This is a genomic window from Nitrospira sp. CMX1 (assembly GCF_054902215.1).
In genome coordinates this window covers 12,253-32,312 of the sequence record NZ_JBUBKD010000045.1, presented here as the reverse complement: position 1 = coordinate 32,312, position 20,060 = coordinate 12,253, and the positions used below count along the sequence as shown (strand labels likewise).

The 20,060-nt window shown below is 56.1% G+C and carries 15 protein-coding genes and 2 pseudogenes; 3 read left to right on the top strand and 14 right to left on the bottom strand.

The window, feature by feature from the left end:
* The 3 genes from ACYX34_RS11540 to fbp form a co-directional block, all read right to left on the bottom strand.
* A complete protein-coding gene (locus tag ACYX34_RS11540; RefSeq protein ID WP_462076710.1) occupies positions 1-657 on the bottom strand; it encodes a DUF2238 domain-containing protein in 657 nt (218 codons plus the stop codon).
* Complete coding sequence (locus tag ACYX34_RS11535; protein ID WP_462076709.1) at positions 658-1,308, bottom strand: DUF2238 domain-containing protein; 651 nt, start codon at positions 1,306-1,308, stop codon at positions 658-660.
* Positions 1,309-1,567: 259 nt separating this feature from the next.
* Positions 1,568-2,671 carry a fructose-1,6-bisphosphate aldolase/phosphatase gene (fbp, locus tag ACYX34_RS11530; protein ID WP_462076708.1) on the bottom strand — a complete coding sequence of 368 codons (1,104 nt, stop codon included), beginning with the start codon at positions 2,669-2,671 and terminating at the stop codon, positions 1,568-1,570.
* Between the two features lie 822 nt (positions 2,672-3,493).
* Between fbp and ACYX34_RS11525 the strand changes: the two genes are divergently transcribed.
* Complete coding sequence (locus ACYX34_RS11525; protein ID WP_462076707.1) at positions 3,494-3,694, top strand: dodecin family protein; 201 nt, start codon at positions 3,494-3,496, stop codon at positions 3,692-3,694.
* Positions 3,695-4,124: 430 nt separating this feature from the next.
* Positions 4,125-4,298 (top strand): annotated as a pseudogene (locus ACYX34_RS11520) (ABC transporter substrate-binding protein); the annotation flags it as partial.
* Between the two features lie 270 nt (positions 4,299-4,568).
* Here the strand turns inward: ACYX34_RS11520 and ACYX34_RS11515 are convergent.
* From ACYX34_RS11515 to ACYX34_RS11465, 11 genes and pseudogenes are all read right to left on the bottom strand, one after another.
* Positions 4,569-5,195 carry a GyrI-like domain-containing protein gene (locus ACYX34_RS11515; protein WP_462076903.1) on the bottom strand — a complete coding sequence of 209 codons (627 nt, stop codon included), beginning with the start codon at positions 5,193-5,195 and terminating at the stop codon, positions 4,569-4,571.
* Between the two features lie 191 nt (positions 5,196-5,386).
* On the bottom strand, positions 5,387-6,544 hold the full coding sequence (locus tag ACYX34_RS11510) for an ABC transporter permease (RefSeq protein WP_462076706.1): 1,158 nt from the start codon (positions 6,542-6,544) through the stop codon (positions 5,387-5,389).
* The gene (locus ACYX34_RS11505) at positions 6,541-7,695 is read right to left on the bottom strand and encodes an ABC transporter permease (protein ID WP_462076705.1); all 1,155 of its coding nucleotides are present in this window, start codon (positions 7,693-7,695) and stop codon (positions 6,541-6,543) included. Before ACYX34_RS11505 ends, ACYX34_RS11510 begins: the two co-directional genes overlap by 4 nt.
* On the bottom strand, positions 7,692-9,686 hold the full coding sequence (locus ACYX34_RS11500; protein WP_462076704.1) for an ATP-binding cassette domain-containing protein: 1,995 nt from the start codon (positions 9,684-9,686) through the stop codon (positions 7,692-7,694). Before ACYX34_RS11500 ends, ACYX34_RS11505 begins: the two co-directional genes overlap by 4 nt.
* A 55-nt stretch (positions 9,687-9,741) precedes the next feature.
* Positions 9,742-10,848, bottom strand: coding sequence for an HlyD family secretion protein (locus ACYX34_RS11495; RefSeq protein ID WP_462076703.1), 1,107 nt, complete (start codon positions 10,846-10,848; stop codon positions 9,742-9,744).
* 13 nt (positions 10,849-10,861) lie between these two features.
* Positions 10,862-12,250 (bottom strand): TolC family protein, encoded by a 1,389-nt coding sequence (locus tag ACYX34_RS11490; protein ID WP_462076702.1) that lies wholly within the window; start codon positions 12,248-12,250, stop codon positions 10,862-10,864.
* Positions 12,251-12,441: 191 nt separating this feature from the next.
* Positions 12,442-15,780 carry an efflux RND transporter permease subunit gene (locus ACYX34_RS11485; RefSeq protein ID WP_462076701.1) on the bottom strand — a complete coding sequence of 1,113 codons (3,339 nt, stop codon included), beginning with the start codon at positions 15,778-15,780 and terminating at the stop codon, positions 12,442-12,444.
* Complete coding sequence (locus tag ACYX34_RS11480) at positions 15,777-16,943, bottom strand: efflux RND transporter periplasmic adaptor subunit (RefSeq protein WP_462076700.1); 1,167 nt, start codon at positions 16,941-16,943, stop codon at positions 15,777-15,779. Before ACYX34_RS11480 ends, ACYX34_RS11485 begins: the two co-directional genes overlap by 4 nt.
* A 95-nt stretch (positions 16,944-17,038) precedes the next feature.
* Positions 17,039-17,227 carry a YgaP family membrane protein gene (locus tag ACYX34_RS11475; protein ID WP_462076699.1) on the bottom strand — a complete coding sequence of 63 codons (189 nt, stop codon included), beginning with the start codon at positions 17,225-17,227 and terminating at the stop codon, positions 17,039-17,041.
* Positions 17,228-17,248: 21 nt separating this feature from the next.
* Positions 17,249-17,530: pseudogene (locus ACYX34_RS11470) on the bottom strand (hypothetical protein); the annotation flags it as partial.
* A 68-nt stretch (positions 17,531-17,598) separates the two neighbouring features.
* Positions 17,599-18,048: a hypothetical protein gene (locus tag ACYX34_RS11465; protein WP_462076698.1), complete on the bottom strand. Its 450-nt coding sequence runs from the start codon at positions 18,046-18,048 to the stop codon at positions 17,599-17,601.
* A 648-nt stretch (positions 18,049-18,696) separates the two neighbouring features.
* Between ACYX34_RS11465 and ACYX34_RS11460 the strand changes: the two genes are divergently transcribed.
* On the top strand, positions 18,697-19,965 hold the full coding sequence (locus ACYX34_RS11460) for a formylglycine-generating enzyme family protein (RefSeq protein WP_462076697.1): 1,269 nt from the start codon (positions 18,697-18,699) through the stop codon (positions 19,963-19,965).
* The last annotated feature ends 95 nt before the right edge of the window (positions 19,966-20,060 follow it).

Below are 20,060 nucleotides of genomic sequence, written 5' to 3'. Positions count from 1 at the left end.
CTACGGAGTGGAGGGAATTGCCGACTTCCCACTGCCTTTCGATGTGGCAAAGGTCAAGCCCATGGCCAGCGCGCCACCGCCAACGGCAGCTGCCATGTCCTTCTGCGCATCCCACTCATCGCCTTGAGTGCCGAGATAGGCATTACCAAGTTCGGGGCTTACAAGAGTTGCCACGACGGATTCGATGATTTCGAACAGGCCGCTTTGGGCGAGAATCACGCTGACCGATAGAGAGTAAGACCAGAGGCCCCGCACTCCGGCCGAACGCATGAGGATCTCCCGCACCGGATAGGCCAAGAGCGCGCCATAGGCGAAGTGGACGATTCGATCGAAGGGGTTTCGGCTCAACGACAACAGATCTTGGAGCCAAAACCCCAAGGGCACCTCGGCATACGTATAGTGTGCAGCCACTGCGTGGAGCGTCATGAAGACGGTGATCAGACAATAAGATACAGTTGAAAACTGAAACCGCCGGTAAGTCAGGGTCAGCAGTGTCACTAAAGCGAACGTGAGCAGATTCTCAAGGAGCCAATCTCTCCGATTGACGGGGGCGATGGCCAACCAGGTCCAGAGCAGTCCGTACCAGAGAAGAAGTCCCGAGCGCAGAGAAATGCTTCTCGACTCTGCCCGACCGGGGCTTGGGAGACCACCCTTCATTTACGTGGATGAGTCAAGGATAGCCGGCTGAGGCTGGGATGGCAGACGTGTGCCTCGAATCACGCGGACGGCTGCAAGGATTGTCACACACAGCAACGATCCGTAGAGCGCGGCGGCAATGTCCTTCTGAGCATCCCAGATATCTCCTTGTGATCCCAGATAGGTGATCCCCAGCTCCGGATGGAGGGTACTTGCCACCCATGATTCGATGATTTCCCAGAGTCCGCTCAATCCTAAAACCGTCATGACCGGTAAATAATACAACAGCCAGCCTCGCACCTCTGCACTCAAACGGAACAGTTCTTCCATCGGGTAGGCGAGTAAAAAGCCGAAGCTGAAGTGGACGATTCGGTCGAAATGATTCCGACCAAGATGGAACACCTGATCCACCCACTGACCGACCGGGACTTGGGCATAGGTGTAATGAGCTCCAATCGCATGGAGAGTCAGAAAGAGAGTGATGAGAGTGTAGGATGCATGGGACAACGGAAACCGGCGATGCGTCGCGATCAACCCCACAACGAACGCCGCCGGCAACAGACTCGAGATCAGCCAAAACTGGAGATCGGTCGGCGACTGAGCCGCCCAGACTGAGAGGGCCAGATACCAAAGCAACAAACCGATCAACAGAGCCTTGTCACGCGCCCACATCGGGTCTCCTTCTGAAGTGGATCAATGGAGAGTCAAGCTAGAAGCGTATGCTCTTATTACTCTACCGAACGGATGGTGACCCTGCAAGCTGATCGCATGAGGTGCACCTCATGCCTTTAGGTTCGTGTGTGTGAGCAGATACCGTCTCCCGGAGTCACGTTGCAAGAGACGGCTGCTCGCAAATAGAACACCACCCCAACCCGTTCTTCATCTCACCTACTATAAGGTCAAACCTGGCACAGGGCATCCCTCGTGTTGATCACATATCGGTCCGCACGTGGAAACGCGGCTCCAGCGCCTTCAAATTTTCCATGATGCCCGTATACTCTAGTTCCGCCATGGGCAGCATGGCCGCACCAAAAAAACCTTGGCGTCGCATCGCGATGGCTTTGTCGGAGACTGTGTCACGTACTCGGTTCCAGAAGGGATGAGCGAAAGCATCCACCGGTTCCGTGAACTGTCCGTCGTGCATGGCGAACGCGGCACAGGTGATCACCGGAGGACCATCGAAGTAGCTGATGCCCGACTGCAGCGGGACCGGCATCAAGGGCATCTGATGGGAGCCCCGCATGCCGCCGGCCACATAGGAACCGATCGCATAGGGCGCGAGGACTTCGCCCGTCGCTGGAAAATCCTTCTGTACCCGGACCAGCATCACGGGATCGTCCTTGCCGGTGTACTTCCCGGCAATGTTATGCAACCGTGAAGTGGAGGCCACCACGGCTTGCTCGCCGCTGGAGGCGGACCACACCGATTCGACGACGTACCGTTCGGTGTCCCGCAGCAGTGCGGCGATCTCGTACAATTCTTTCGGAGCACTGAGCTCGATGATCCGATCTCCTTCAGTATGATTCACATCCATGATGACGAACCGGAAGCCTTGCGCCATGTTGGGCGCCAACATCAACCCCGGGGTGTTCATGGGGTCGGCAAAGGCCAGGTACAACGGGAGATTAAAGGCACCGGGATCGGTCTTGTCGGCGGCGAAGAATAGAAAAGGCTCATTCGGGCGCTCGTTGAATTCCATCTCCGCCACGGCCGGTCCCATTCCGTGCACATTGCCGGAAAAAGCGTCTTTCAACAAATCCTGACCGGCCCCGTACAGCCCCTGCTGCTTGGCCACTTCGGTTCCCGCAAGGAACGCGTCCCACGCCAGCTTATGAACGGGCTCGTACCCCACCCCATGTCGATGACTCATTAAGATCGCGATATCGTCACCCGTACTGCTGACATAGTGGTCAATCAACATCGAGCTATGCTGGGCCACATAGCGCTGAACAGTTTCCAACAGTTGCCGGGAGGGACAGATATGGCCCCCGATCGAACCGATATCGGCTTTGATGATGCTGAGGGTGACTTTCATGGCAATACTCCTCTTTCGAAAACAATGCGAACAGTTCCTGCCTTATTTAACATGAGCAATCTCGGTGCCACACTGTCCATAGACAGATTGTTCACGAATTCTCAGGCATGGTTAGGAGAGGACAAGCTGGAACATCGGACCGGACCATCCCGTGGGGTACACATCTACAGGAACGTGGGACTTCATGAGGCAAGATGCGACAGCGAACAAGGTGAGATGCCGCAGCAATTCTCCATAGCCCAGCTCTCCCAATGGGGTGCTGCGCCACCATGAACTTCGCCAGGGCTCCGGTCGCTGATCACCTGCGCAACAACTACCCTCTTCGCCGGTGAGTTCAAAAAAATCATGAAACGCCTTGCCGTAATGTGGCCAGGTCTTCTGCCGACTGTTCGTTCAGGACATCAGATGCAGGGGGCACGGTGTCTCGAATGGCGGGACCAAGGGAACCATGCTCCTCTGGCCCCGTCACTTCGACCCGTCACACACCGCTGACACATAGCCGGCCCTATCTCACAAACAAGTCCGGGGCAAGTCTGAAGAAGCCCCATCCGCATCGTCGCGGGTACGTGATGTGGGAAGCGAGCGAGGCATTATGTGCCGCTATCGCCACAGGTGATCGGTTTCCCTTGTAGCAGAGTTCCCCAATCCGCGCAGCGCGCATTTTCCTCATCCCGTCTAACTCTCTGAGATATTGCTCAAATGCACTGTTGCCGAAGCGGCAGGTTGTGGCGCCGTCCTTGCTGAATGCATGATCATGGATTCGTATCAGAGATGAATGGTGGTCAACCGCACACATGCGTATGAGGGGAAGGGGGGATTTTTATGTCCGTTGCCAAGATCATCGAGATCAGCTCCGAATCGCCCACGAGTTTCGAGGATGCCATCGTTCAAGGAATCGCCAAAGCATCCAAGACCGTCCACGGGATCAAGTCGGCTTGGGTGGCAGAGCAACATGTCGTAGTGGAAAACAACCAGGTCACTTCGTATCGCGTGGATCTGAAAGTGACGTTTGTGCTGTATTGATGACTCGAGCGAAGAAGCGGCAGCCGTGACAGGAGGGTTGGGAGGGTGAGTATGCTGGCCGTCGTGGATCGACGACCGGTTCTTTACGATACCGTAGGTGTCGTGCTGATCTGGCTCGTCTCCCTCGACGCCGTACCATAAGGCTCAGAGTCCCTGACCGAAGCAGTCTGCGGAACAGTCACTCGGATTATCAGTATTCTCGAAGATCCGGCACTGAAAGATCCGGCCAAGTTCATACCTCGCCGCCGCATGTTGGAAGAGGTGATCGCTGGCAGATGTGATTATGCTGAGATGTCGAAACGGGCCTGGCCACTGAGTGTGTTCCGCTCATCAAGGTCCGGTGTGTAAAGTTTGTCGAGCTCTTCAAACGGTTCCTCTCCGACCGATACGCCGAAAAGATTGAAGGTTAGAGCGGACAGCAAGTAGTGTACCTGTCCGAACGGAGCTCCGTCCGGACAAGACGATCATTCCCATGGACTATCGCCTCCTCATCAAGGAAGGCCGGTGGCATGCCTACGATATCATCGTGGATGGTGTGAGCTTGATCGATCCTTCGTCAAATCCCAGAGTTCTCCATTGCCCTTCTTCGGCCACCAATGTTTGACCGATGCCTCGTCTATGTCACACAAGGGAATGATGACCTACAAGACGATCCCATAGCCGATCTGCTTCAACATCGTCATGCCCTCACAACGAGCGGGTTCCAGTGGCCGCAGTTCTTTCAGAGCGTAGCAAGAAGTTAATACAACAAGCACCTGGATGCCGCCAATAGGCCGCATTGACGAGATACAGGTGAATGCTCAATCGATCCGCATTCATACAGCAATTCGCTCGCCTCTATAAACCGCTTCCAAGACCACCATATTCCTAAACGCTATATCGACTTCGCAAGCGCGAAGGGTTGTCGAACCACAGTTTTCCACTTCTTCGCGTCGGCCTTTCGAATATCACTCAGATAGATTTCGTGGTGCTTTCCAATTAGCTTGCCTCCCCGTGATTGAATGAACTGATGGACGCGCTCGATCGTCGGGCCTTCTTCGGAAAACGGGCCGACATGGAGAATCTGCGCGCACTTGCCTTCTGCCAATTCTTCGAATCGTAGATCCGGCAGCGCGCTGAGTTTCTTCTTCTTGCCCACATCGACGATGGCTTTTTCTATGAACCCTTTGGTGACGGGTGGCGGTTGCATGATCATTGCTGTCCATTTCCATTTCGCCTTGTCTGCCGTGGAGAACTTGGCCATGTCGTCGGTCCACCACAGCCCCTCCAGCGGCATGACACCATAGTCTATGGCCGAAGGACCTTTCTTGATCATGAACTTCACGGCATACGCAACGGCGAACAGCGCTTCCACCGCATCCGCATAGGCCTTGGAGGTATTGGGATCACCCTGACCGTCGATCATGAGGAAATTCATTGATGGCACGTCGACCTCAGCGACTTCTTTAGCCGAGGGTTGGTAGAGGTGCTTCAGTTTCTGCTTATGGTTGATCTTATCCATCATCACCTCCATTGCACGTTCCTGAGTTGAGCGATTCAAGCACGCGACATACTAATGGCTAACCCGAACCCGGGACGACCAGCATGGGTAAAGCAATCACGGATAACAAAGGCCAACGCCCCGGCTCCGGCCAGCCGTATGGAAAACATCACCCCGTCTTTCCACCTTATCCCCACGACTATTCACTCTACTCACTGAAACTGTTTCCGGAACCGCCACAGGCCGAAGCCGAACAGCGAGCTTCCTAGCGCCACCATCGCCAAGGTCTGACTCCAGAGCATCTCGAGCCCGACGCCTTTCAACAGGATGCCGGTCGCGATTTCTATGAAATATCGGAGCGGAGACAGTGCCATCAGATAGCGCACCCAGACAGGCATCGTTTCCAGCGGCGTGAAGATCCCGGACAGCAAGAGCATCGGCGCAACCACGAGTAACGTCATCATCCCCACCTGCGCCTGATTTTTCGTGACGGTCGATGCAAACACCCCTATCCCCGCTGTGGCCACGATGAAGAGAGCCGTCAAGAAGAACAGCAATGCCATGCTTCCTCTGACCGGCACGCCGAATATCGGGAGCATGACTCCGAACAAGGCCACCGCCGTCGCGCCCAGAATGACCAACGTCATTGCCACGACTTTGGGTAACATAATTTGCACCGGGGTCAGCGGCGACACCAGAAGTTGCTCCACCGTGCCCCGCTCTTTCTCCCGCACCAACGCCGCTGCCGGCAACAACACCGCAAAAATCGTGATCATCCGCAAGAGGTGCGAGATGGACTCAAACCATGTTTCGTTCTGGTCTTGATTGAACCAGACGCGATGGTCGCTCAGGATCATCGGCACAGTTGCCGATGACGAGCTCGTCCGGCCATTTCGCGTCATGATCAGTTCTTGACTGAACTGCCCCACGATACGAGCAGCGTAGCCGGCGGCCGAAAGCCCTTGCGGCGAGTTTGTCGTGTCGACGAGCAATTGCACTGCGGTCGGCTCCCCTGCGATCAACGCCTCATGGAAGCGGACGGGAATATCCAACACCATCATGGACCGTCCACGGTCCAGTCGTAACAGTCCGTCGTTCGGATGGGATAGCTCGCCGTCGAAACGGAAATACGGGGGGTGAAACCGAGAGATCAACTCACGCGATGAAGCGCTTTGATCGGCATCGGATACCAGCAGCCCGGCATTCTTCAGTTGCGTCTGAATGCCGTTTCCGGTGACGTACACGGAGAGCGTGAACGAATAGACGAGAAATCCCATGAGCGGGATGTCGCGGAACAACTGTAGCAGCTCTTTGTGAGTCATCACGGCGAGCCGTCGACACCAGACAATGAGGCGATCGGACGCTCTCATACGTTCGGCCTCTTGGTGAACAACCGATAACCGATGGTTCCAAGCACCGCCGCGTAGACGGCGAGGGCGAGGACATCCGTCCATAAGACCGCGGGACCGACATTCTTCAGGAACGTTCCTCTGACGATGTTGGTGTAATACATGCCGGGAAACAGATGGGCCTGTACTTGCGAAGCAGAGCCGAGCGACGACACCGGCACGATCAGCCCGGAATAGAGGATCGTGGGGACCGTACTCACCACCACCGTGATGATCAGTGCAGCCTGCTGCGTGCTCACCAGTAAAGACACGACAAGGCCGATTCCGGTACTCGTCAGTACGAACAGAACGGACGTCGTCATGAATAACAAGAGGCTGCCCTTAAACGGCACGGCAAACAGGAAAACGGCCATCAGCCACAGGAGCACGACATTGACGGCGGAGATCATGACGTATGGGACCAGTTTGCCGACCAGAAACTCCATCCGGCTGACCGTGGCGCTGTAGATGTTGTAGATCGAGCCGGTTTCTTTCTCCCGAACCAAACCGAGCGCGGTTAACAGAGGAGACGAGACCATGAGTGAAAACATGATGAGCGCGGGCACGGTCGACCACGTGCTGCGGACCTCTTCATTGTAGAGATACCGCACTTCGAGCCCAAGCGGCCGCGTGCGCCGAATCGCCTCGTCGCGCGACAGACCTTCGGTTCGCCCCAGATGATCCGCCAGCAGCTCCATATTGAACGCATTGTTGATCGCGATGACGTAGCCCTTGGTAATATCCGCACGAAGAGGGAACGTGCCGTCGATGAGGGTCTGGACGTCGGCCGACCGTCCCGACAGGAGGCGCTCTTGGAACTTCTCCGGCAAAATAACCACAGCCCGTGCTTTTCCGCTTTGCAACCAGGCATCGGCTTCCCCTTCACCCGCGAGTTCTCCTTGAAAGCTGAAATACCGCGATTGGTAAAAGCGGTACAGGTAGTCCCGGCTCAGTGAACTGTGATCATGATCCACTACCACGAAGGAGATGTCTTCCACGTCCAGGACAAGGCCATAGCCGAACACAAACATCCACACGGCCGGCATGCAAAAAGCCAGGAGCAGAAACATCCGATCGCGGGTCACTTCACGCCACTCTTTGGACGACACGGCCAGCATGCGCCGGAGATTCACGCCGTCTCTCCTTTCACCTCCGCTCCCTCCCGGCGCTCCAACTCCATGACACGATGCACGAACACGTCTTCAAGACTAAGGGGACGCGACGCAACGCGCTCGACATGAACGCCGTCTGATGACAACGCCGCACGAATCCGCGCTGCATCCCGGGGAGGGTCAGGCGAGAGCAGATGGATCTTGTTTCCAAAGAGCGCAGCCCCGGAAAACCCTTCTCGCGTCACTCGCCGCAAGGCCGTCCCCGGTTGATCCGTCGAGACCTCGAGAATCTGTCCCGCCTCCTTCTCAACTTGCCCCTTCATGTCCGCCGGAGAGCCTTCCGCCACGATCCGGCCCGCATACATCAGCGCGAGGTGGTCGCAATGTTCCGCTTCGCTCATATAATGGGTGGTCACGAGGATCGCGACTCCATCTTCCCGCGCCAGCTTCGACAGGATGTCCCAGAAGTGCCGACGGCCGACCGGATCGACGCCGGATGTCGGTTCATCGAGGAACAACACGAGGGGTTGATGCACCAGTGCGCATCCGAGCGCCAATCGCTGCCGGACTCCCATCGGCAATCGGCCGGTCAAGCTCGACTCATATCCTTTCAAGCCGGCCATCGACTCAATCCATTCAAGCCGCTGGTCTGTCGCCTTGCCGTCCAGTCCATAGATCCCGGCAAACAGACGAATGTTTTCCACGACGGTCAGATCGAGATAGAGGGAGAAGGCTTGCGACATATAGCCGATTCGTTCCTTGATGGCACTGCCCGCAGTCTTCATATCCGCCCCTGCCACCCAACCTTCTCCTCCGGTCGGCGGCAGGATGCCGTTCAACATTTTGATCACGGTTGTCTTGCCTGCCCCGTTGGCACCCAACAATCCGAAGATCTCACCTTGCTTAACCTGAAAGTTCACATGATCCACGGCCCGGAACGCACCGAAGTCACGCACAAGCTTGCGAGCCTCGATCGCGAGCCCGTGATTTTCCATCCGCTTAGCTGCAGGGGGAATTTCAGCTATTTGCTGGTTCTCAGCCTGTCTCAGGAGAAGAGAGACGAAGACATCTTCCAATTCAGGATCGTCCACCTGCACCTGATTGGGCTTGATATCACCAAGGCTTGCCTCGATGTGCTTCACGGCCTGAGTGTGATCGAGGTCTTTCGTAAGCACATGGAGTCTGGGACCTAGCGCCTCGACCTGTTGGTACGTTTGCTTGAGACGAGCGAGCGCATGCAGCTGCGGAGTCGCTTCAAAGGTCACCAGCGACCCCGGAACCAGCGCTTGCACTTCCGTGGGAGTCCCGGAGACCAGTACCTTTCCATTCGAGAGAAACGAGAGTCGGTGAAACCGAGCGGCTTCGTCCATGTAGGCTGTGGAGACCAGTGCAGTCATCCCTTTCTCTTGCAGCAACTCCGCCAAGATGGCCCAGAAATCTCGACGCGAGACTGGATCGACACCGGTCGTCGGTTCATCCACAATCGCCAGCTCCGGCTCGTGGATGAGGGTGCAGATCAGTCCCAGCTTTTGCTTCATGCCTCCAGACAAATTCTTCATCGCTCGATCGCGGAACTTGTCGAGGCGGGTCATGGCAAGCAACCTGATCTTTCGCTTACTAAGATCGGGCTCCGGCACCAGTCTGAGCCGCGCAAAAAAGTCGATGTTCTCCTCGACGGAGAGGTCAGGGTATAAATTCAGCCCCAACCCTTGCGGCAGAAATCCGATTCGTTGTTTCACGCGCTCCGCAGCACGTTCCGAGTCGACCTTCGTCCCGAAGACTTCGACCGTGCCTTCATCATAGGTCAACACGCCGGCAATCGCCTTCATGAGGCTGCTCTTGCCCGCGCCGTCCGGCCCGATCAGACCGTACATTTCACCCTTCCTGATCTCAAGATCGACCCCGCCAACCGCCACATGTTTCTTGTAGTACTTCACAAATCCGGACACCTTGACGATGGTGTCCGAAGGCTGGGGACTGAGAACTGAGGACTGAGTTGAAGATGAATGCATAGAAGGCCCGTAATGCTGTTGCATCTCAGTCATCAGTCCACGTTGCTCAGTCCTGTCAACGTGGTTTCGCCCAAACCACATCCTCTTTCCACCGAATGATCGCATCGGCCGGGAGGCCGGGTGTGAGTCGATGGTCTGGATTCTCTCTCAGGTAAAGCTTCACGGCATAGATCAGTTTCACTCGCTCATCCGGCGTCTGAACTTCCTTCGGCGTGAACTCGGCTTTTGATGCGATGTAACGCACCATCGCCTCGAAGGGCTGTTCGGGAAAGGCATCGGTGAAGATACGGGCCGACAGATCCAGCCGTAATTTCCCGATCTGCACCTCCGGCACATAAACTTTGAGATAGAGGTGGTCGAGATCAACCAACTCGAGGAGCGGTGCTCCTGCTGCAACCACTTCGCCCATATCAACCATCCTAGTGGTGACCGTGCCACTGGTAGGGGCTGTAATCGTCAAATCCTTCAACACGCTTTCCACTTCATCAAGGACTGCATAGGCTTGGTCGCGTTGACTCTCCAACGCAGAGACCTCGGCTTCTTTGGCGCGGATCCGCTTCCATCCTAATTCGGCCTGGGCAAGTTCCTTCATCTCCTTCGTGAGCGCAGACCGCGAGGAGGCAATGTCTTTCTGCGCGACCTCCCATCGTAGGGCGGCTTGATCCCGTTGCTGGATTGAAGCCTCATCTTTCTCCGCGAGATCCCGGAAGCGTTGGGCGTCGCTGCGCGCCTCCCGTTCCACGGAAAGGGCCTTGTCCACTGCATCCTTCGCTTTAGCCACCTGCGCATCAGCTCGTTCAATCGCGAGCGGCACATCCAGATTGAGGATGGCCAAGGTCGTATGGGCCCCCTGCACCTGCGCTTCCAACGCTTCGGCTGCGTGCTTTGCTTGGTCGACTTTGGCTCTTGTCTGAACGTCATCGAGTCTGATCACTACCTGGCCCGCTGTCACCGTCGCTCCCTCGCGCACAAGCAGTTCTGTGATTCGACCAGGGAACTTACTCGCCACCGTCACATGATCACCCTCGATACGGCCATTCGCCTGAATCAGGCCGTCAGGGAGTCCTTGGTTCAAGACCCACCGATCGAGCGCGACGTAGCCGCTTCCGGCGAGGACGACGGCCAGGGCAGCGAGGGTGATCGGTTTTCGTGGGGTCGTCATCTATCATGCTCACTTAGAACAGCTTTTCGATTTCGCCCTTGGCCCGAGCCAGGTTGATCCGTGAAGCATTGAAGCGGAATAAGGCTTCGATCTGGTTGTCACGTGCCCGCGCGACCGACGTTTGAGCATTCGTCACTTCGATGTTGGTCGTCAGGCCGGCCGTAAACCGGTCACGTGCAAAGGTCAATTCCTTCAGTGCCAGCTCCAAGCCTTTCTCCGCGACGGCGACCTGCTGTGTAGATGACTCCAGTGTGAGCAGAGCGTTCCGAACTTCAAGTGTGACTTGGTCCGAGACATCCTTCATGCGGATCGATTCCTGGCGAACCCGGCTGCGTGATTCTGAGATCCGGCTCTCCCGCTGACCTCCGTCAAAGATCGGGATGGAGAAGTTCAGCCCGATCGACCGAGTGGCCAACGCATCTTCCGGTTTCAAGCCGATCCACCCATAGTCCCCGGCAAGCGACAGGGACGGAATCCGTTCGCTGGTGACGGAGCTCAAGCTGAGAGCCGCCAATCGCTGCCGCTGTTCTTGCGCCCGTAACTCCAACCGCTGTTGGCGCGCGACCGTCAGCGCCTCTTCTGTACGCAACGGCTCAGGCGGGATGAATCGTAGTTCGTCGGTCAGTACCAATCGCACATCGAAGTCTATCCCGAGGGTGCGGATCAGATTAAGCCTCGCACTTTCTTGTTCGTTCTGAGCAACGAGCACACGCTGCCGATCGTTCTCCAGCTGAACCTCTTCCCTCGTCACGTCGAGCCCCGTGGCAACACCGGCAGCCCTTCGGTCTTTAGCCAGTTTAACGAGTTGCTGAGCCAATTCGATGTCCGCTTGTCGTGCCTTGACTGCCTCGTCGGCCCGTAACGCTTCGATGTACAACAAGCCGACGGTCGCCATCACGTCGCGCTTGGTAACCTCCGTCTCCAGATTCGCCACGTCGATGCCACTCTTCGCCGCGCGCCAGCGTTGGATCAGACTGAGGCTGAAGATGTTCTGCACGAGGGTTGCCCGCGCGTCATACACTTCGAAGGGATCGGTCACGCTGCGCCTCAGTCCCAGCCCTGACAGGCGGTCGGGTGGAAGCCCGAAGGCACCGAGATTCACGGTTTGATTCCGGCCGCTGACGTGACCGGACACGTTCGGCAAGAGGGCGCCCAAGCTCGTGTTGGCCTGAGCCTGCGCCGCCGCGATACGTTCTTTCAGCAATCGTACGTTGACGTTGTTGTCGACGGCCGCTTGAATCGCTTCGCGCAGACTCAGTTTCAGCTCATGAGAATTGCTCTTCAACTCCTCTGCCTCGACAGGCCATATAATAGACATCCCGCAGAGAATCTGGAAAAAGACGAGCACCACAAGCAGCCTTGTGGCAACGGAGCCTCCTCGTATGCGATGGGAAAGCCGCATGACTGTATTCCTGTTTCTGATTGGCTAGGATTGCAAGGAAGAAGCCGGTGAGATACTCAATTCCGTTCTGCCGACTTTTGACAGAAAACTTAGCGAGTTGAACGACAAGAACTCCGAGCAGGTTCTTGAAAGAGGGGAGACTTGCAACAGAAGGAAATCTTCCACTGGCGCAGAATGCGACAGCTTCCGCCTTAGGTAAGAACCGGTTGAGAACTTCTTTCTTCGGAACTCCGCGCAGGATCCTTGCCTATCGATCCAACAGAGGGAAGGCGCGGTGCAATCGACTTTCTGGTCACATGGTAGTAGAGCAGAGGAATCACGACCAGTGTCAGCAGCGTCGAGGCACCGACACCAAAGAGCAAGGAGACGGCTAACCCCTGGAAGATGGGATCCAGAATGATGACGAAGGCTCCGACCATCAATGCAGCGGCAGTGAGAAGAATGGGGCGTGTGCGAATGGCACCTGCCTTGACGACGGCTTCCGATAAGGGCACTCCCGCACGTTCTTGCAGCTGAATAAAATCGACGAGGAGGATGGAATTCCTCACAATGATGCCGGCGAGCGCGATAAAGCCGATCATTGAGGTCGCCGTGAAATACGACCCAGTCAGCCAATGGCCTGGCAGAATACCGATGAGCGTGAGCGGAATAGGAGCCATGATGATCACCGGCGTGATGAACGATTGGAACTGTCCGACGATGAGGAGATAGATGAGCAACATGGCCACAGCAAACGCGATCCCCATGTCACGAAATGTTTCATACGTGATGTGCCATTCACCGTCCCACTTCATCGCGATCTTCTCTTCCGACCAGGGTTGCGAGGCATAGTATTGCTCGATCTGATACCCCTCTACCACGCGAAACTCTTCCAGCTTTTTCCCGACTCCCAGCACTCCGTATACGGGACTCTCGGCTTTCTCCGCCCCGGAACCACCGACATCCGCAACCACGTACACCACCGGCTTTTGATTCTTGTGATAGATCGCCTTGTCTTGGACCGTTCGCTCGACCGTGAGCAGTTCGGACAGCTGCACGATCCCTCCGGCACTCGTGCGCAACCCGATCTCACCGAGATGCTCAAGGCCCGTCCGCTCAGCGAGCGGGAGGCGAAGCACGATTTGGACCGGACTTTTCTCTCGCGGGATATGGACGAGGCCGACCTTTGTTCCTTGGAGCGCCATGCGAAGCGTGTCGACGATTTCGCCGGAAGAAATGCCGGCAAGGGCTGCCTTGGCACGATCAACGGTGAAGACATATTTCACCTGATCCGTCTCGATATAGTCATCCACATCGACCACTCCCGAGGTGGATTTGAAGAACCCTCGAATCTCCCGTGCTACGGCAAGTTGCCTGTTATAGTCAGGCCCATAGACTTCCGCCACCAGCACCGATTGCACAGGCGGCCCCGGCGGCACTTCGACGATCTTTACATTGGCTCCGTATTCACGAGCGATCTCTTGAACCGGTGGACGAATCCGCTGGGCGATTTCATGGCTCTGAGCGGTTCGCTCATGCTTCGCAACGAGATTCACCTGAATGTCCGCCTCGTGAGGTTGTTCCCGCAGATAGTAGTGACGCACGAGTCCACTAAAGTTGAAGGGGGAGGCCGTTCCGACATAGGCCTGATAATCCCGCACTTCGGGCACTGTCTTCACATAGCGTCCCAATGCCTGCGTGACTCGGGCAGTCTCTTCGAGCGTCGTCCCTTCCGGCATGTCAATGACAAGCTGGAGCTCACTCTTATTGTCGAAGGGGAGCATTTTCACCACGACATGGCGGGTGTAGAGCAACAAGGTTGATCCAATGAGCAAGAGCCCGACTCCGGCCAGAAACGCATAGGCAAGGAGCGGATGAGCCAGCAGCGGAGAAAGAACCTGCCGGTAGATCCGAGCCGTCAGACCTTGCTCATCGCCCTCATGGTCGACGCCCGAAACGGTGGCCCCGGGACGATAACAAGTCTGGCAAAACCAGGGGATCACGATGAACGCTACCAGCAGTGAGAAAAACATCGCGATGGAAGCGTTGACGGGAATCGGCCTCATATAGGGACCCATGAGTCCGGAGACGAAGGCCATCGGCAGAAGGGCGGCAATGACCGTGAAGGTCGCCAAGATCGTGGGATTCCCGACCTCATCAACCGCCCGGATGGAAGCTTCGTGGTGAGCCGTGAGTCGCATCGTCAGATGACGATAGGTGTTTTCAACGATCACGATGGCATCATCCACGAGAATCCCGATGGAAAAAATGAGGGCAAACAGTGTCACCCGGTTGATCGTGTAACCGATCATCATCGACGTGAAGAGTGTGAGCGCAAGGGTCAGAGGGATCGCAATCGAGACGACAAGGGCAGGCCTCGGCCCCAATGCCACACCGAGAAAGACGACCACTGCAACGACGGCGATCAGGAGATGCCAGAGCAGTTCGTTGGCTTTCTCTTGGGCCGTTTCTCCGTAGTCACGCGTCACCGTCACACGGACGTCCGACGGAATAGCCATGCCTTTCATCTCATCGACTTTTCGAATCACTTCAGCGGCAACGGTCACGGCATTCATACCGGCTTGTTTGGCAACTGCAACGGTCACGGCCGATGACTCGTGAGAAGTGAAAGGGAAAAGATGAAAAATGGGCTCCTTCATTTCACGTTTCACCTGTACCGTTTCACCGGCACTTCCAGCGCCTAAGCCGAACCAGACATAACTCGTCGCCTCTGCCGGCCCGTCCGTCACTTCCGCTACCTGGCGCAAGTACACCGGTCGCTGCTCGTTGACGCCGACAACCAGCCCTTCTAGATCTTCACGTGACCGGATGAAGCGGCCGGTCTCGACCAGAAAGTTCTGATTGCGACTGTCGAAGCGACCGGTCGGCAAGGCGCGATTCTCGCCACGCACCACGTTCATGACCTGTAGCGGCGCCAGCCCGTAGGCCTTCAATCTCGTGGGATCGATCTGGATACGTAACTCGCGCGGCCGCCCTCCCACGATGAATCCAGCCGATGTGCCGGCTACTTTCTTGACCTCTTCCAAGACCTGTTCGGCCAACCGATGGAGCTCAAACTCCCCATAGCGTTCGCTCGACAACGTCAGCGTGACGATGGGAACATCGTTGACATCTTTCGGTTTGACCAGAAACGGTTCGGCGCCTGGCGGCAGGAGATCTTGGTTCGCCATCAACTTGTCGTAGAGATCAACCAAACTCTGTTCCATTGGTTGGCCGACATAGAAGCGAACGATGATCAGCGCACCACCTGGTCGTGAGATCGAATAGACATACTCGATCCCCTTGATCTCCGAGAGCTTCCGTTCAAATGGTTTGGTGAGTTGCTCTTCGACGACCTTGGCTGATGCGCCGGGAAACGGCAGCCAGACATCAGCCATCGGTACGACGATCTGTGGCTCTTCCTCCCGCGGTGTACCGACCACCGCAAACAGGCCCAGCAGCAGCACGCCCAGCATGATGAGCGGTGTGAGTTTGCTGTCGATAAAGAGGGCGGCGATGCGACCGCTCAAGCCTGGACGATAGTTCGTCATGCCTCAACCGTCTTTCGTCGTTCGTATCTCGCCCTTCCGTAAACCGGACCGGTCTTAGATTGAGCGTTGCTTGTTTCGAGTTTGGAGTTCGAAACGCCTCCGTCACGAGACTCGAAACACGCAACTCTTACTTGGACGGCTGCTCCATCGACCCCACGACTTCCGTCCGTCAAGACCCGTTCGCTCTCGCTAATGCCGGACAGGATCTCAACCTGCTTGTCGAACCTCCGCCCGACTTTGACCCATCGGAGGCGAGCGACCTGATCCGATCCGACCACGTAGACGCTGCTGAGCTCGCCTCGCTCAACCAGGGCGGTCACAGGAACCAGAATGGTTTGCGTGACACCTTTCTGGAGAGGAAATCGGCCGAACATTCCAGTCCTCAGCCCTTCGATCCTTGGCAGATCGACCTTGACCATGAAGGTATGGGTGTGAGGATCTCCGGCAGGCAGAATCTGGCTCACTATGCCGATCAATTCTCGTCCTCCTAAGGCCTCAATGACGACTGGGATTTTATCGCCTCGAGAAACCGACCTGAGATCTCCTTCTGCAACCGTGGCTTCCAGACGAAGTTGGAGGGAATCTTCCATTTTGAGTAGTGGCTGACCTGGCGAAGCCAATTCTCCCGCTTCCACCTTCTTCTCGGTGATGATGCCATCGAACGGTGCTTTCACCTTCGTATAGCTGAGCTGAGCCTCCACCGCGTTGCGACTTGCTTCCGCCACGCGATACGCCCTGGTCGCATTCTCCATCTCCTGTTTCGAGACAGCATCTTGGGCATACAGTTGGCTCATCCGGTCGAAATGTGCTTTCGCATTCTCGCTCTCGGCGTTCACACGCGCCAACTCCGCCCGAAGGTCTCGGCTATCTAGCTGGATCAAGAGCTGTCTTTTGGAGACCTTCGTGCCTTCTCGAACCAGTAATTTGTCGATGGTTCCCTGGATACGACTGGAGAGCGTGGCTTGGTAAATTGGAGCAACCTGTCCGGTCACTTCAACCCGAATCGGCACCGGTGTCGACTTGGCTTCTACGACTACAGCCTGAATCGTCTTCTGTGGAACGGCGGATACCTCCGGCGCGGCCGGTTCTTCCTTAGACCCGCACCCGGTCACGATCAGCAGCGCTAGGAGCATATGTTTCATTGGTTTGAATCTCATCGGCATGATGTGTTCCTCAGGACTCAGGGTTCGCCCACTACAGCTCGAGCATAGTCCTCACACCAAATGCCGACACTCAAACACCTTTCACAAGCACCCGGTTATTCTTGAACCCCGAGCTTGCGCAAGAGTGCCATCATGGGACACCAGCCGGTAAAAGCCGATTGAATCAGGTTGATCGCCACAAAGGCAGCGAAGTAGTTCCAATAAGGATGGACGGTCGCACCCAAGATCACTGCGATCAGCACAAACACACCTGCGATGAATCGGAGCTGTTCGTTGAGTTTCATGCGGCCCTCCTTTCCTCTTGCCTATGTGAGGCACGGGCCGAGAAAAAGATTCGGGCGAGAAAGGGCCGTTATCCGACGACTTCGCGCTTGCCGATCTCCGTGGCAATCAAGGATTGCCTTCTCAAAGAAGGGCTCGCTGACGCCCCGTTTCATTTTCATCAAAACATACTTCTCAAGGGCGATCTTGGCCGGATGAACCCACTTGCCCTTCTTCGCCCAGGTGACGTTGCACGGAGGCATCTGGGGCAGTGCCGCAAAGGCCACCCCCGTATCCCCCATATCGGCGAGACAGATCGCATTCCACGGAAAAGGATTCGCAGACGGTCCGAGGTTCTTCTGCACTTCGATAGCTGGACGCGAATCGCTGCCGGCTACTCGCCCGCTTTGAATCTGTACATGTCATGACAAGCCGTGCATCGTGCTGTCATGCTCGATAACTGTTTCAAGATCTGTTGAGGAGTCTCGTTTTGTTTGATCGCATCGGCTAGCGCATCCATGTCCTTGTGAATCGACATGCCCATCTGTTTAAACGGCAGCGGCAGCTTGACCATGAGTGCCGGCTCCACGTCCTCGGCCATGTGCATCCCGCCACCTCTGGCTGCCGATTCCATTCGTTTCCGATCAGGTTCTGACTCTCCCAACTCTCTGATGACACCATCCACTGCTTTCAGCAGTTGCCGCATTTCCGCCAGTATCTGATCACGCTCAGCCGGATCCACCAGGATGTCTGTGCGCCCGTCGCTTCCTTTCGCGGTCCATCCATTGATGAAGGACCATCCCAGAACCGTGATCGTAAGAACCCACAGGACAATACCTGCCATGCACCATGGTGATTTCATTTTTGTTGCTATGCCTCTCGATTCATTGTCGAAACAACACCCTCATCTTGATACAGAAAACAGACATGGATCATCTCTTGACCAATCGGTCCGCGAAGGTTGCAAGGATGGAACCGCAGGGCAGGTCAAGAGAACCTAACATTCAGCCCTTGAAATTCACTGGTTCCGCGAACCGAGAAGACCAACAATCGACAAGAGTCGCCCTTCGCTACAGGAGACACCGAACCTTTGTCGCAAAAGGCGACAGTCTACGTTAAGTTTAACGCCCCGCTAACTTTATTTTCATGGATACATAGCAACCTCCCTAGTTTGATCGCCCCGACAGCGTTCCATAGCGTTCAGTCGGCAAAGAGGTTTGTTTCTTCAGCCAATTTGTAGGGAGACGACCAGATATGAGGAACAGAAGTATAGTTGCCGACCAACCGGTAGAAGCTCTTTGCCGGAGACCTGTAGCAAACCTCCATTCATCAACCGCACAAAATGTGGCCGCTCGCTCAGGCTTCTTTATGCTTAAGCTACGTTATGTTATGGTTCCAGCCATGAAGGCTGCGTTCACGACAGCGGCCGGTGCTCTTACTGGAAGGCGAGACCCACTGCCATTGAGCAGTCACAAGTGGGAGGGACGCGCTTATGAGACAGACGCTCGGGGTACTGAGTTTTGTCATATGTTTGAACATGACCGCAAACTCCATGGCACTGGCAGCCGACGCTGGCGAAGACTTCGCCAAAGGAGAGAGTCTTTTAAAGCACACCCAATATGCCGAAGCACGTGCAGTGTTGGAGGCAGGGCTCATGAAGAATTCTTCTAATGTGCAGGCTCATTTCAACCTGGCCGAAGCCTGTCGAGGATTAGCAGCCTGGGACTGCGCGGAAGAACATTATGAGACCGCGTTACATCTGGATGCAAAATCCAGAATCACGGGGACGAGGGAGCCACGGTTAAGCAAAATGAAGGTCTGGCAGTTACTGGAGGAAGTGACCGCGTGGCGGTTGTTGGAGGAAGCAAAGGGTCTGCTTGCCGGCGGACAAACTCCGTCCGACAAGATGAAGCAAGCAGAAGAGGCCCTGGATGGCGCGAATGAGCTGGGCCTCAATAGTGAGCAACAGGCCGTCTATCAACAGTTACAAGCGAAATTCCCTGGGCGACGTTCGCCCACCTCGCCGGATAGTCTGAATCCAGAGGGGTCAGCAGGAGAGGCGTTTCCCACCGATCTCCGCGACATACCAATGGCGCTGGTGCCGGCCGGGGAATTCACGATGGGAAGTGCTCTGAAAGCCGACGAAAAGCCCGTGCATCGCGTGTACCTCGACGCGTTCTTCATGGACAAGTACCACGTGACGGTGGGGCAGTATGCCAAGTATCTGGAAGCAACTGGCACGGAGGCGCCGCCGGAGTGGGAGATCATGAACCAATTCCGCCACCAGAAGCGTCCAATCGTCAACGTCAGCTGGTCGGATGCAGCCACGTACTGCAAATGGGCCGGGAAACGTCTGCCGACCGAGGCGGAGTGGGAAAAGGCGGCTCGGGGGACGGATGGCCGCCTCTATCCCTGGGGCAACGAGGCTCCCACCAGGCTCCACGCGAATTTCGGCAAGAAGGAATGGGCGAACCATATGGCATTGGTTCCGGTGGGGATGTTCGAAATGGGCAAGAGCCCCTACGGTATCTATGACATGGCCGGCAATGCCTGGGAATGGGTCAACGACTGGTATGACCATGACTATTACAAGAAGAGCCCAACGAAGAATCCTCAAGGACCGACAACGGGTAAGTCAAAAGTCGTGCGGGGCGGAAACTGGCTCTATGTTCAGGAGTTTCTGGGATCGTCCTTCCGTTACAATGCCGAGCCGTCTCGCCGGCACCTCGGCTATGGGTTTCGTTGCGCAAAGACTCCGTAACCCTGAGTAGCCTGATCTGAGTGATAAGACCCCGTCCTCACTTTGTTGCCAGGAAGGTTTCATCCTTACTCGATGCGGTAAGCCGGACGATGTCG